Source organism: Pseudomonas sp. YH-1 (genome assembly GCF_051990045.1).
GTDB lineage: Bacteria > Pseudomonadota > Gammaproteobacteria > Pseudomonadales > Pseudomonadaceae > Pseudomonas > Pseudomonas nicosulfuronedens.
Window position 1 is genome coordinate 6,066,322 of sequence record NZ_CP178184.1, and the last position, 15,064, is coordinate 6,081,385.

Genomic DNA, 15,064 nt, shown 5'->3' on the forward strand with positions numbered 1-15,064 from the left:
AGATAAAGGTAGTTGTTCTCAACCGCCGTCTTACCCGCCCCGGCCGCCGCCACAACCCCAGCGCTATCCCCCGTCGCCAAGCCACCCGCCATCCCCGCTGCGAGGGTGGAGAGCGCCGAAACGATCTGCCGTTCACTCTCCGTCAGGTCTTCGGGTTTCTTGTTGGGGTACACCGTTGCCGCAATCAGCTCACCCGTCGCAGCCCCCGCAGCGCCGGCCACGCCGGAGTTGCCCTGGGCATTCGCCACAATGGCCCCGAGTACCGCTTGGGCCATGATGCGGGCGGTGTCGTTGTCGCCGGTTTGCTTCTTGATCAGCGTCGCCACATAGGGCGCCGAGGCTCCCGCGACGGCCCCGCCGATATCACCACCAGCCAGGTATTGCAATGCTGCGGTGACGGCCTGGGCAGCCTTCTGGTAATTGCTGCCCGTGCCGTACTCGCGCATTACATCCTGGTAGGCCTTGGAGTTGACCAGAGCGTCGTTGTACTTCTTGATCTCATCGGCCGAGGCGCCTTCACCCGGCGGATACTTGCCGTCTTTCTCCAGCGCCTTGCGCCCTTCTTCGTTCGCCTTCATCTCGCCGTTGGTGCGAATGATGTCCATCGACTGGCTGCCGATCTGGGCAATCAGTTGCACTTCCTGCAGGCGGCGCTGTTCCTTCTCCTTGTCGAAGATGGGGCTGATGCTGCCGTTGGCGTGTTCGACGTCGCGGCTCAGGCTGGCGATGTCCTGCTGCTGGGCTTCACCATTGCGGATGTCGATGGTGCCGGCGCTGATGGCGGAGTGGGTGGTGCCGCTGTCGCTGTCGCCATGGGTGTAGGCGGTGACCATGCCGTTGGGCGCGTTACCGATGAACATCGGCCCATCACCACCGCCGGAGCTGACGCTGACGCCCTGTTGCTGCGTCTTGTAGTCGGCCTCGTTGCGGATATCGCGCCAGCCGAGGGTGTCGGTGCTCAGGCGGTTCTGGTCGGCGTCGGCGGTACTGGAGATGACGGCGCCGTCGAGCTGGGTGTGCTTGCCCACCTCGATGTCGTAGCCGCCCTTGCCGGCGTAGAGCCCGGTCTGCTCCTGCACGCTGTCGTAGTTGGAGTGGATCTTGCTCTTGTCCACCGAGAGGCTGGCGCTGCCGCCAGAGCCGATGATGGCGACGCTGACGCCGGCGCTGACGTTCTTCTGCTCGGACTGGTACTCGTCGGTGTCCTGCAGGCTGCGCAGGGTGAGGTCGCGGCCGACCTTGGCGGTGATCTGCTCGCCACTGACCTGGGCACCGATGAGGCTGGTGTCGCGGCCGCTGACGAGGGTGACCTGGCGGCCGGCATCGACGGTGGTTTCAGTCCAGGTGGTGCCGTTGCCGTGTTCGAAGCCGGTGCCCTTGTTGCCGTTGGCAAAGACGCTCAGACCACCACCACTGCCGCCGAAGCCCAGGCTGACACCGACGTTGCCGCCGCTGCTGCTGTTCTTGCCGTCGAGCTTCTGGGTGTTGGAGGCCGCTTCGAGGATAAGGTCGCGGTTGGCGGCGAGCATGACGTCCTGGCCGGCCTTGAGCTGGCTGCCCTGGATGCGGATATCGCCGTCTTCACCGACCTTGCCCGCGCCGGTGGCGAGGATGTTGAGGTTGTTGCCGGCGGTCAGGGTGCTGCCCTGGCCGATGCTCTGCTCCTGGACGGTTTTCGACTTGGATTGCTGCGAGCCGAGGGAGATGGCAATGCCGACAAACTGGTCAGCGTTAGCGGACGTCATGCCGCCCTGCTCCGCCGCCTGCCAGGCCTGGTAGCCGGTCAGGCCGGCCTGGATGCCCTTGAGGGCGGCCAGGCGGCTGTCGTCTTCATGGCGCGCTTGCTTGGAGGATTCGTAGGCGCTGTTCACCGCGCTGCCGACGCTGCCGGACAGGGCCAGGGTCAGGCCGCTTTTCTTCTGCTCGCGGGTTTCCTCGCTGCGGTTGCGGTTCTGCGCCTCGAGGATGCTGACGTTCTGCCCGATGAGGTTGATGTCCTTACCGGCAACGAGGTCGGAGCCACGGATGGTGAGGTCCTTGCCGGCCTGGATATCGACGTTGCCGAGCACGCTGCCGATGGTGCTGCCGCGGGTCTGTTCGGTGTGGTCATCCTGGGTGGTCTTCAGGCTGCTGGAGCCGATGGTCACGCCGATCCCGCCGCTGCTCATGAGACCGGATTTCTTCTTGGACTCGGCGTGGCTGGTCTCGAAGCTTTCGGTCGCGCCATCGATCAGCACGTTGCGCCCGGCCAACAGGCTGGTGCCGTTGGTGGAAGCGACGTCGCTGCCTTGCACGGCAATGTCCTGGCCGGCGCGGATGGCGATCTTGTCGGCGCTGACCAGAGAGCCGACCTGGGTGGTGCTACTGCTGCTGTCGACGCGGGTCTTGGTGGTGCTGGAGAGGCCGGAGCTACTGGTCTTGGTCTTGCGGTAGTAGCTGTAGTCGCTGTCCTGCTCGGAGACCAGGCTGACGTCGCGCCCGGCGTAGAGATAGGCCTCGCCGGAGGCGCTGACGCTGCTGGCTTTGAGGGCCAGGTCCTGTCCGGCGGCGATGCTGACGTCGCCGCCTGCCGTTAGCTCGGTGCCCTGCTGCTCGACGTGATCCTTCTGGCTGCTGATCTTGCGGGTGTTGCTATAGCTATGGCTCTCATCCGCCGCCGAGGCGAGGGTGACATCGCGGCCGGCGCTGAACGCCGCGTCGCGCGCGGCGTCGAGGCGGCTGGCGACGGCGTTGAGGTCGCGCCCGGCGCTGATGTCGAGGTCACGCCCGGCGCTGGCTTCGGCGCCCAGCTGGGTGGTGGTTTCGCTGTAGTAGCGGCGGCCGTTGAGCTGGCCGTTGGTGACTTCCACCGAGGCGATGTTGACGTCGCGGTCGGCGCCGATGAAAAGGTCGCCACGGCTCTGCAGCACGCCACCGAGGTTGCTGACGTCGCGGCCGGCGCTGATATCGAGGCTGTTGGCGGCCTCGATGCGCGCGGCGCTGTCGGCGAAGCTGGTGGTCCAGGTGCGGTTGGCGCTCTGGGCGCTGTCGATGCGGGTGACGCTGCGTTCGTTGATCACATCGCCGGTCAGCGCGGTGAGGCTGACGTCGCGCCCGGCGATGATGCCGCCGGCGGCGTTACGGATGCTGTCGTCGGCGAGCAGGTCGAGGCGGTTGCCGGCCTGGATCAGCCCGCTGTTGTTCAGGTTACCGGCACTGGCGCTGAGGTTGTTGCTGGCGCGCAGGGTGCCGGCGTTGTTGAGGTTGCCTCCGCTGATGAGGCTGACGTCCTGGCCCTGGATCAGCGCGCCGTTAGGTGCCAGACGGTTTTCCGCCTGGGCGAGGTAGAGCACCGGGACGAGGACCTTCTCGCCATTCACTTCGGCCTCTTCGAGCCAGACGATGTCGTGGGTCAGGGCCGCGACCTGTTCGGCGGAAAGAGCCACGCCGAGGCTCAGGTGGACCTGTTCCTTGTAGGCGATGGCGTTGTCCATCAGGTAGCGGAACAGGGCTTCGTCGCTGGCCATGCCGTCGATGAAGCGCTGGCCGGTGCGCGCGGCCACAGCCTGCTGGATCAGGCGCTGTTCGTAGAGGCCGTCGCCGAGGCGCCCCCAAGGACTGGGCCTCGCTATATTCGAATTCTTAAAGAGCCAGGCACTTCCGAGTTAGAGTAGAAAAATAAATCCGCCCCTTTTTCTGCACCTTTTCTGCTTTCCATATACTTATGCAGAAGCAGAAACTTTATTCAACGAAACCGTCATTTCTAAAGCAATTTTTGAGTAATTGACACCACCATCCAATGCAGGCTGTTTTTTCAATTAATCCAAGGCATAAACAATCTCCACTCGGCAACCGATTTGAAATAGAGGCATGTCCGCTTTATCATTTATATAAATCCCAACATCCCGAACTGAGCCATCGTCCAACAATATTTCAATACCGTTATTCACTTCACTGCCATCTTGGCCTGCAACATACGTGCGACAGATTACTCCAGAAACGAGAAACAATGGAATTTTGCGCTGCTCGATACTTGACCACCACTCTGACGACCCAAAAAGCCCGTGCGTCCCTTTAAGCCCCATCGGCCTAGAGAAATTCAAAATTAGCGCCTGTGCTAAGGCTATTTGTTCTGGGTCATTTTTTAGCTCTTCTGAAAGCTGGTACACCCGCTTCATCGGAACTCCGTAATTATCTAAGCTTAGCAACATTAATTTTTTCCTCTACTAGAGAAAAAGGGCAGAGAAAAAGGGGACAGATTTATTTTCCATACTCTAATCCTGACTCCGAGCCTAGTTTTAGAGTAGAAAAATAAATCTGTCCCCTTTTCTCAGTCCCCTTTTCTCAGGTCTTTGCTTCGACCAGTTTCAGGCTGTTCAAATCCGAGCGCTCCTTCGCCCTGCTATATTTTCTATATTCATTTTATTACCAAAACATAAAAATCCTGACTCAGGATCATCAAACTCCCCCAAAGGTTTCAGAACAACCCCCCCCGAGAAAGCAACATACTCCATATATGTCAAATCATCCTGCACGACACCAGACCATCCAATACGCAAAGCGCAATTCACATCAAAGCCATCAGGAACAGCCAAAACATATGAACAACGCTCTTCCAGGACCAACTTAACCACATCAGATAGAGAAATTCTAGACAATCGAGTTGCGCAGAAAAATTTAACCTCTCCATCTTTATCAACTAGAAACTCTTGCTCAAGGTCATTACCCTTTAGCTCAAACCCTCTAAACTTTAATGAGCCCCACAAGCCTCTATACCTAACAACCCTAGTATCCTTTTGCCATGTCGAGTTAGTGACAAACAACCAAAATTCGTGGCGAGGATATTTCCTCTTGATCAGATCAAACAAAAACTCCAGAACAAAAAATACGGATCCCTCCCGCGCACCTCCACGTAAGAAACTCGCAACAGCCAACTTCCCCTTAGGACGTCCAGAACTCCCAATTTTCACAATATCATTATCAGAAAATACATCGGGACAACTCTTAATAAAAATATCAGTAGTCATAATGATTACCGGCCTCATCGTTAAAATGACGACCTCTATTCTGCGGATCCCCAACACCAAAATCGTGACCACCAGCATCATCACGAATTCTCACTATTTTCGTTCCACCACCCGGAGTAGAAACCTTGAACTCATAAATCCGTCCAGGCTGCGGATTCCCGCGTTTATCGACATTAGGTAAAACGGCACTTGGCTCCTGACTGACTGGAATGCCTGATTGGCGCTTTGCTTCATTAAATGCACCATTCCGCCCTGCACCTACGGGACTCATATTTGGAGGTACGTTTCCCTTTGGAACACCGCCCTTGTTACCTAGCGCCACGCCTACAATAGCAGCTGCTAAATCCCCACCCCAATCAGCTTTTTCCGCCGAGATCCCCATGGACTCTAGGTCAAGAGTCTTGCTTACCTTGATCAACTGCCCAATAGCGGCGATGTTCTGCATGTTGTACCGATGCAGATCCGCCTTCATATCGAGTGGGATCTGATCGTTGGCGTACAGAGCCTCAAATTTCTGTTGGAGCTCTAGCCGCTCAGTGACGAGGTAGCCAAACGCGTTGACGCATCCGCCAGGGTTCACAGAGCAAACTGCTGCCAACTGGTCATTATTGGCAACACTCAACTGCCTAAACTTGTCCTTCACCTCATCGCAATTGTTCTTTGCTCGGCAGGTTGCGGCTTCACGCTCAAAATCGTCCAGCTCGTGCGCAAGGTAGTTGTATTGCGCCGAGTTTTTGGCCACCCAAGCCGCACTCTCAAGGGTTTTGCTGTCTGCATCAGGGTTCTGCAAGGCTCCGGCGAGGACACCTACGACCTGAGCACTCATGGTGACCAGTGCTTCACGATTATCTGGGTTTAGGTTCTTAAAGACCCCATCCAGGCTTGCCACGAGAGCTTCGTTGGCGCCCGCAGCTGCAGCACCTGTAGCAAAACTTCCCCCACTGGCCTCCGCAACCATGCCCCCCATCAAGGCGTGAAGGGCAATCATGGACGGGCTGCCAGACTGCAGATCATAGGCGCCACCAAAGTCGCCTACAGCGTTGAAACCGGCGGCAGCAAAAGTGTTGTAGAGGCTGTTCTGCAGCGCGTCGCCCAGCCCACCACCTTGTCCTAGCGCTTGGTTCAATAGCGCAGAGGTGGTGTTCTGCATGGCCTGGTTTGCCGCAAAACTACCTATGCCGTTCCAGCTACTCAGATCAGCAACGGTTTTTCCGTTGACGATCTTGATGTTCGTGTCAGCGCCGCTCCAATCGTTGAACCAACCTGCTGTGGCACCGCCGACGGCACCGGCAATCGCGGCTTGTTTCAGGCTGTCACTGCCAAAGGTGTCGCTCAGGGTTTGGCCAAGGTTGCCCTTGTTGTTGATAAAGCTGACGCCAGCAGTTCCCGCCAGACTTCCCGCAGCGCCCACGCCAATACCGGTGACAACGGTTCCGGCACCCGCAGCGCTCAGGGCTCCGGCAGCAGCAATGCCGCCAGCCGCAGCCGCCACAATGGCGACGATGAGCTGTGTCGCCGGCCCCATGCCCGAGTGGCTGTAGCTGTAGGAGTCATGTATTTCCTTAACTCGCTGCCAGTCCACATCCCCACGAGCTTCAGCTTCCTTCAACCAACCCAGGCCCGGATCCGCCTGCACCATCGCATCAATGGCCTGGCTGACACTCTTCTGGTCGATGTGCTTGTAGTCGATCTTCAGCCCATCAACCGCTTTGATGGCGATGTTGCCCTGGGCGATCATCTGGGTCTGGCGCAGCGTCTCGTCGGTCTTGCCTTCGCCCTTGGAGCTGGTCCAGGCGAGGTCGCTGTCGCTCTTGGCGTGGCTTTCCTGGTGCAGGTCCTTGACCGCTTCGAAGGTGACTTCGCCGCCGCTGAGGATGGCGATGTCGTTGCCCGCTTCCAGCTTGGCGCCCTGGTACTTCTGGTCGCCGCCGCTGAGCAGGGTGATGTCGGAGCCGGCGCTGATTTCGCTGCCCACGGCGCGGACATCGGTGACTTCGTCGCGCTGGGTCTTCTTCTTGCCCCAGCTGCCCTTTTCCTCCATGTCGTACAGCGAGTAGTCGCTGTCGTTGGCGGCGAGCAGTTCGATCTTGTCGCCGGCGACCAGGTAGGCCTCGTTGCCGGCGCCGATCTTGCTGCTAACGAGGGTGAGGTTTTCACCCGCGCTGATCAGGACGTCGCCGCCGGCGGTGACTTCGGTGGCCTGCTGGCCAACGTGGTCTTCCTGGGTGGTGACCTTCCTGCCGCCGCCCTTGTACTTGGCGTCGCTGTGTTCTTCGTTGGCGGCGGAGGCAAGGACGACGTCGCGCCCGGCGCTCATGGCGATGTCGCGCGCAGCGTCGATGCGGCTGGCGACGGCGCTGAGGTCGCGGCCGGCGTTCAGCTCCAGGTTGCCGCCGACCTGCACGTCGCTGCCGTGCTGGGTGACGCTGGTGACGTTGCCGGTAATGCGGCGGCTATGGAAGTCGAAGCTGTCGACCTCCTGAGCGGCTTCCAGGCGCAGGTCACGCCCGGCGATAAGGTTGGCATTGCCGCTGGCCTGCAGGACGCTGCCGGCGCTGATCAGGTCGCGCCCGGCGGTGATCTCCAGGTCGCCGCGCGCTTCGATACGGGCGGCGTTGTTGGCGATTTCCTTGTGGATGCGGTGGGCGTCGTTGCTGGCGTCGATCGAGGTGATGCTGCGCTCGTTGATGACGTCGCCGGTCAGGGCGGTGAGGCTGACGTCGCGACCGCTGATGATGCCGCCAGCCGCGTTGCGGATGCTGTCGATGGCCAGCAGGTCGAGGCGGTTGCCGGCTTCGATCAGGCCGCTGTTGTTGATTTTGGCGGCGCTGGCGGCGAGGTCGCCGCTGGCGCGCAAGGTGCCCTGGTTGGTCAGGTTACCGCCGCTGATCAGCGACAGGTCGTTGCCCATGATGAGGGCGCCGTTGGCCGCCAGGCGACCATCGGCCTGGGCGAGGTAGAGCACCGGCACCAGGACCTTTTCGCCATTGATGGTGGCTTCTTCGAGCCAGACGATGTCGTGGGTCAGCGCGGCGACCTGTTCGGCGCTCAGGCCAACGCCCAGTTGCAGCTGGAGGCTGTCCTTGTAGGCGATGGCGTTGTCCATCAGGTACTTGAACAGGGCTTCGTCGCTGGCCATGCCGTCGATGTAGCGCTGGCCGGTGCGGGCGACCACCGCCTGCTGGATCAGGCGCTGTTCGTAGAGACCGTCGCCGAGGCGTTTCTGCGCCTTGTCCGGGTCGTAGCCAAGCTGGCCGAGCAGGTAGTCGGAGCCGAGGAAGCTCTTCAGGCTGGTCAGCTCAGGGTTGGTCTCGACCAGGTATTTGTGGCTGTTGTCCGGCGTGGCGCTGCTAGGCAGGCCCTGCACACGCGGGACGTTGATGGCGGCGCCAGACTCTGCGTCCGTGCTGGCTGCGTTATTGCCCAGGGCGACGTTACCAGCGCCGGCGGTGCCGCCGCCCAGGCTCTGCTCGCGCTGCGCTGCGCTGATGGTCTGGCCGTTGAAACTGAGATCGCCGGCGCCCTGTACGGTGCCGGTGTTGCCACCGCTGCCACCCTGGCCGCTGAGGCGGAATAGGCCGTTCTCCCCTTGAGGCAGGCTGAAGCCCGGCAGGGTGACGGGGTTGACCTGCTTCTGGGCGAGGTCCGGCGGCAGCTGCGAGGTGATCGCCAGTTGCACGGTGGTGGCACCATTGGCCACGCCGACGTCGCGCGGGCTGACGGTCTGCACTCCGGCATCGCGCTTCACCACGCTGTTGTCGAAGCTCTGGCTGGCGTTGATCACCACGTCGCCGGTGGCCTGGATCACCGCAGAGGCGGCGGGCGTGCCGGAGACAGGGATGACGGACTCGGTCATGCTCCGAAAGGCTTTTCCCTCCGGATAGCCACCAGACTCAAGAATCTGCAGTCGAGTCAATGCGCCGGGACTGTAGTCTGGCGAACTGGGATCGTTGTAGCGGTTGTAGAGGTCTTTGTTGTTCCGAACGGCCCAATACAGGTTGTCATCACGCGAATAGAAGCTGCCATCAAGGTGACGCTCTTCCCCACCAGCAGCGCCTTGGTTGCGGAAGGTGACCGTCTGGATGTCGATATTGCCGCCCGAGGCGATGCTGCTGTAGAGGTTATCGAAGGAGCCGCCACGGAAGCGGAAGTCACCGCCGGCGGTAATCGAAGCTTGAGGCGCGTCCTTGAGGATGATGTCCTCATAGCGCTCCCAGGACTGGAACTTGAATTCGCAGCCCTTGCCATCGCAGACATCGTCGGCATACATGCGGAAATTGCCGGCAACAATGCGCTCGCCAATCTGGAAGTCGTCGGCACGGCGGTTGTCGAAATCCTGCACCAGCAGGGTCATGGCCCCGCCGCTCTCGAAGCTGCCGGAAATGTTTTGCACGCTGCTCGCCCAGCCTTCCTGGTCGTTGGCGGCGATGTGCAATGTGCCCAGGCTGTAGAGGTCGGCGTTGCGGTTGGTGAAGTTCTGCGTGCGCAGCTGCATGTTGCCGCCGCTGAAGATCAGACCGTTCTCGTTGAGCAGGCTACCGGCACCCAGATACAGATTGCCGGCGTTGCCGAGACTACCGCGGTTGTTGAGGCTGGCTGCGCTGACGCGCAGGTCCTGGGTGGCGGTCAGACGACCGCCGTTGTCGAGGGTGCCGCTGCTGTTGATGACTGTCGTCGCGCCACCGCCTCCAATGCTGCCGCTCAGACCTATACCGATGTAGCCAGCGCCGAGGGACAGGCTGCCCAGGCTGCTCAGGCGGCCATCGGCGGTGTAGTTGCCGCTCAGATCGAGATCGAGCGTGCCGTCGCTGGCGATCAGGCCGCTGTTGGTCCAGTCGCCGCCACGACCGATCAGGCTCTGCGCGGCCAGCAGTTGGCCGTAGAGCCCCTGGTCGAGCTGGCCGATGTCCAGGTTCAGGTTGCGCGCCTGGATGATCGCGTTGTTGGTCCAGTTGTCGGCCTGGTAGGTCAGGCTGCCGTTGGAGGTGAAGTTGCCACCGGCCTGGCCGGCCTGGGCGAGGTCGACGCCAAAGGTGCCAGTGCCGACGTGCAGCACGTTGCCGCCACCGTTCTGCAGGGAACCGGTCTGCAGAAGCAAGTCCTGGGTGGCGCTCTCGATACGACCCAGGTTGTTGTTGAGCAGGCCGCCGCTGGTGATCTTCATCTGCGTCGGGCTGGCCGCGAGCAGCAGGCTGGCAGGTGCCTGGCCGAGTGCGCGGATAGAGCCCAGCACGTTATTGATGCTGGCCGCGCCGAGGGTCAGGTTGCCGCTGCTTTCGATCAGGCCGAACTGGTTGTTCAGCGCGCCAGTGAGGCTGGCGTCGAGGTTGCCGGCGCCAATCTTGCCACCCTGACCGAGAGCCGCGCCGTCGTTGAACAACTGGTTGCCGCGCAGGTAGAGCAGACCGCCGGCATACAGGCCGCCACCCTGGTTATTCAGGTCGGTGGTGCTGATGCGATTGTCGCTGCTGACCGCAGAGAGGTGGCCGGTGCGGTTGTCGATACCGCCGGTGGCGGTGATGTCGAGGCCCTTGGCCTGGGTGGTGCCGGCGTTGTTGCTGAAGGTGCCGGTGACCAGCTTGAGGTCGCCGTTGGCGGCGTTGAGGACGCCGCCATTGGCGTTGTCGAGGCTGGCGCTGTGCAGGTCGAGCTGGCCGTTCTGGCTGATCACCTGGCCGCCCTGGTTGCCGAGGGCGCCAGTGGCCTTGAGGGTGGTGTCGCCCTGGCCTTGCAGGGTGCCGGCGCTGTTGTCGATGCGGCTGGCGCTAGCGCTGAGCTGGCCGGTCTTGGCGAAGATCAGGCCGTCCTGGCCGTTGAGCAGTTCACCGGTAAGGGTCAGGGTCAGGTCGGTTTGCGCGGCCACGGTGCCGCTGGCGCTGTTGTCGAAGGTGCCGGCAATGACCTTGAGCAGGCCCTGGCTGGCGAGCTGGCCGCTGTGGTTCTGCAGGCTGCCGAGGGTCAGGTTGAACGGGCCGCCGCTGGCGATTTTCGAGCCGGCGCCGTTGTTCAGCAGTGCGCCGAGCAGGCCCAGGCGCAGGGCGCCCTGGCTGATCAGGGTGCCACCGCTGTTGTCGAGACTTTTGGCGTCGTAGCCGACGCTGGCGGCGCTGATCTGGCCGCCACCGTTGTTGATGGCCTTGGCGCTGCCGGTCAGGCTGCCTTGCGTGCTGAGCAGGCCGGCGGCGCTGTTGTCCAGATCACCGGTGAGGGTCAGGCCGAGGTCGCCCTGGGTGGAGACGATGCCGCCGGCATTATCAAGGCTGCCGGCGTTGAGGCTGAGTTTGCCCTTGCTGACCAGCGCGCCTTCATCGTGGTTGTCGAGGGCGCCGCTGAGCGTCAGGGTCAGCGCGCCATCGCGGCTGGAGACAGTGCCGCCGCTGCTGTTGTCCAGGCTGGCGGCGTTGACCACCAGCCCCTGCCAACCGGAGAGCAGCCCCTGGTTGGCGTTGCGCAGGGTGTTGGCGTTCAGGTTGAGCTGGCCGGCGCTGATGAGGCGGCCCTGGTCGCGGTTGTCGAGGGTGCCGCTGGCGGTCAGGGTAAAGCCCTGGCTGGCGGAGATTTCTCCACCCCGGTTGTCGAGGTTGCCCAGGCCGTTGATCGTCAGGGGGCCACCTGCGCTGAGCAGGCCGCCGCGGTTGTCAAAGTCGCCGCGCTGGGCGTTGGTGCCCAGGTCGAGGGTGACCTTGCCTTCGCCGATCAGCGCAGCTTGCTGCTGGATCAGTTGGGCGACGATCAGGTGCAGGTCGCCCTTGGCGGAGATTTCACCGCCGCCGGTAGCTTCGAGCTTTCCGCCGCGCAGGGTCAGCGCGCCCTGGCTGGTGATCAGGCCGCCGGGCTTGCCGGTGGCGCTGGTGCCGTTGAATACGTTGCCGCTGCCCAGGTCCAGACCCTGGGCACCGCTGATGACGCCGTCGCGGTTGTCCAGGTCAGCCGTGGTGCCGTCCAGACGCCCCTGGGCAAGCAGACGGCCGTCACGGTTGTCGGTGGTGCCGGTGGCCAGCAGCAGGCTGCCGCTGGCGGAAAGCAGGCCGCCCTGGTTGTTCAGGCTGGCGCTGCCGACATCGAGCTTGCCGCCGGCGACCAGTGCGCCGTCGCCGTGGTTGTCCAGCGCGCCCTGGCTACGTACGAGCAGGTCGCCCCGGCTGGCGAGGGTGCCGCCCTGGCTGTTGTCGAGGCTGGCGGCGGTGACGCTCAGGCCATTGCTGCCCGACAGCACGCCGGCGCTGCTGTTGTTCAGCGCAGCGGTGGCGAGGGTCAGGCGGTCGCTGGAGAGGATCTTGCCGCCCTGGTTGAGCAACGTACCGGTGGTGAGGGTGAAAGCGCGGTCGCTGGAGATTTCCCCGCCCCGATTGTCGAGGCTGGCGACATTGCGCAGCACCAACTGACCCGGGCTGCCGAGCAGGCCGCCAGCGTTGTTGAGGGCACCGCCTTGCAGGTCGAGGTCCACTCCTGCCTGGCCGATCAGCTGGCCGCCGCCGTGCTGGTCGAGGCCAGTCACGCGACCGTCGATGACGCCACGGGCGGACAGGCTGCCGCCCTGGTTGTTGTCCAACTGGGCAGTGGCGAGGTGAATGTCGGCGTCGGTGACGATGCGGCCTTTCTGGCTGTTGTCCAGTGTGGCGCCTTGCAGACTGACGTCGCCCGCCGCACTGATGACGCCACCGGCGTTGTTCAGGTCGGCACCGGCGAGGTCGATGGCCGCGTCGCTGAGCAGCTTGCCGCCCTGGTTGTTCAAGGCGCCGGCGAGGCGCGAGAACAGCAGGCCGGCGCTGGAGACGGTACCGGTACGGTTGTCGAGGCTGCCGGCGTTGAGGGTCAGGGGACCCTGGCTGAGCAGCGCGCCGTTGCCGCTGTTGTCGAGCGCGCCAGACAGTTGCAGCCAGAGATTCTTCTGGCTGCTGAGCAGGCCGCCCTGGCTGTTGTCCAGGCTCTGCCCGGTAACGGTCAGACCGTCGCGGCCGGCCAGGGTGCCGGCGCGGTTGGCGAGGCGCTGGACTTGCAGGTTGAGGCCGGCATCGCCGATGACCTTGCCGGCAGCGTTGTCGAGGCTGGCGGCTTGCACATCGACCTTGGCGCGGCTGGAGATTTCCCCGCCTTGGTTGAGCAGGTCGCCGCCCTTGAGGGTCACGCCGTTATTGGCGGCGACCAGGCCGCCATTACGGTTGTCGAGCTGACCGGCTTCGAGGTTCAGGGCACCCTGGGCCAGCAGTTCGCCGCCCTGCTGGCTGAAGTTGTCTGCCTTGGCGAGCAGGTCGCCCTTGGCGCTGACACTGCCTTTATTGTTGTTCACCTGGCCGGCGGTCAGGTTCAAAGCCGCGCCGCTGTCCAGGCTGCCGCCCTGGCTGTTGTCCAGTTGGCCGACGTCGAGTTTCAGCTCGCCCAGGCTGCTGATCACGCCCAGTGCGCTGTTGTTCAGGCTGGCGCCGGAGACGGTCACGCCGGCATCGCCGACCACCAGTCCGCCGCGGTTATCCAGATTGCCGGCCTGCACGCCGAGCGCGCCCTTGGCCGAGAGCAGGCCGTCGGCCTGGTTGTCGAGTTTCTGTTGGACGCGAGCCTGCAGGGTGCCGTTGCTGACCAGGTTGCCCTTGCCGCTGCTGTCCAGGCTGTCGAGGGTGAAGTTCAGCGATTGCTCGGCAGAGAAAAGACCGAGGCGGTTGTCCAGCGCACCGCCACTGACTTGCAAGTGGTTGGCGACGGCCTTGCCGCTGCGGTTGTCCAGGCGTGCGGCGCTGAGGGTCAGTTGATTGTTGGCCAGCAGGCGGCCCTGGCGGTTGTCCAGGTTAGCTGCAGTCACGCGGGTATCAGCGCCCTTGAGCGCGCCGCCCTGGTTGTCCAGGGTGCCGCTGGCATTGACCTCGAGATTGCGGCTGGCAATCGCGCTGCCACTGTTGCGCAGGTTCTGCGCGGTGATGGTCACGTCCCCCTGAGCGTTGCGGCTGTTGTCCGCGTTGACCCCGGCTTCGACGATGCCGCTGTTGCTGACCTGCGCAGCGCTCAATGCCACGCGCTGGCCGGCGGCCAGGCTCTGGCTGTTGTTCAGTTGGCCGTTGGCGCTCAGATCGACTGTGTTGCCGGCGTAGGTCGGCCCGCTCAGGGCGATGTCCTGCGCCTTGGCGCGCAGGCTGCCGGCAGCGCTGGTCTGCGCCAGGCTCAGTTGGCCGTTGGCGTCGATCTGGATATCGCCGGCACTGGCGGCCATGTTGCCCGCCAGCTTCACGCCCACGCCCTGCTCGGTGCCCACCAGGCGAATCGCCCCGGCGTACATGCCGCCCAGCGCGGAGCTGTCGATGGCCAGTTGCGGCTTGGCGCTGCCGTCGTCGGCCTTGGCGGTGGCGGCCAGGGTCTCGGCGTCGACCTGGTTGCGCCCGGTCACCACGGCGAGCTGCTTGGCGTAGAGGTCGGCGTTGAGCTTGGCGCTGCGGGTGATCAGTTCGAACTGGTCAAGGTTGCTGGCGTTGAGGCCGGCGCCTTCGACGGTGATCTCGCCGCCGTCGACGTCATAACCACGCAGGCGCTCGCCATCCATCAATGGCTTGCCGGTGGTCAGCGTGGCGCGCGGGGTGTTAACAAAACCGCACCCGGCGCAAGTGATGCCGTGTGGATTGGCGACGATGACGTGGGCGGCCTGCCCGGCCACTTCGGTGTAGCCGCGCAGTTGCGACGGGTTGCCGCCCGTGACTTCGTTGAGGATCTTGCTGGCTGCGCCGCCCTTGAGGTTGGGGTTGCCGACGATGATCCCGCCCAGTTGGGTGGACTGGGTCTTGCCGGTGGCGTTGTTGAGAATGAGGCCGTTCTGCCCGACGTTGTAGTCGGTGAACTTGTTGTGGGAGAGCCCCGCGCCGTTAGGCGTGGCGATGTTCACCACGGGCACGCCATTGCCCGCCGCGCCCAGGTGGGTATTGCCACCCGCTGCCGCATCCACCGCCAACTCGGCCGCTGCCGCGACGATGGGGTTGAGGAACAGGATGCCGGTCAGAACACTGGCAATGGCCTGGTACAACGGGTGGCGTACGTCCATGTGGGAATCTCCCAGGTACTAGCTGGTAGCAATCAGC

General features: G+C 63.0%; 3 protein-coding genes and 1 pseudogene. All 4 read right to left on the reverse strand.

The features are described from left to right. Positions 1-5: 5 nt before the first annotated feature. Positions 6-3,587 (reverse strand): annotated as a pseudogene (locus ACKI1H_RS28000) (hemagglutinin repeat-containing protein); the annotation flags it as partial. A 210-nt stretch (positions 3,588-3,797) separates the two neighbouring features. Then, positions 3,798-4,157 (reverse strand): hypothetical protein, encoded by a 360-nt coding sequence (locus ACKI1H_RS28005; protein WP_440467008.1) that lies wholly within the window; start codon positions 4,155-4,157, stop codon positions 3,798-3,800. A gap of 198 nt (positions 4,158-4,355) precedes the next feature. Continuing rightward, entirely contained in the window at positions 4,356-5,006 is a 651-nt protein-coding gene (locus tag ACKI1H_RS28010; RefSeq protein WP_440467009.1) for a hypothetical protein, read from the reverse strand. Further along, positions 4,996-15,027 carry a two-partner secretion domain-containing protein gene (locus ACKI1H_RS28015; RefSeq protein WP_440467010.1) on the reverse strand — a complete coding sequence of 3,344 codons (10,032 nt, stop codon included), beginning with the start codon at positions 15,025-15,027 and terminating at the stop codon, positions 4,996-4,998. The genes ACKI1H_RS28010 and ACKI1H_RS28015 overlap by 11 nt, the downstream gene beginning before the upstream one ends. Positions 15,028-15,064 lie beyond the last annotated feature (37 nt).

What these genes read in the sequence shown, in the direction of transcription:
- ACKI1H_RS28005 (WP_440467008.1), bottom strand. Translation starts at nt 4,157, where the DNA reads ATGAAGCGGGTGTACCAGCTTTCAGAAGAGCTAAAAAATGACCCAGAA.
- ACKI1H_RS28010 (WP_440467009.1), bottom strand. Translation starts at nt 5,006, where the DNA reads ATGACTACTGATATTTTTATTAAGAGTTGTCCCGATGTATTTTCTGAT.
- ACKI1H_RS28015 (WP_440467010.1), bottom strand. Translation starts at nt 15,027, where the DNA reads ATGGACGTACGCCACCCGTTGTACCAGGCCATTGCCAGTGTTCTGACC.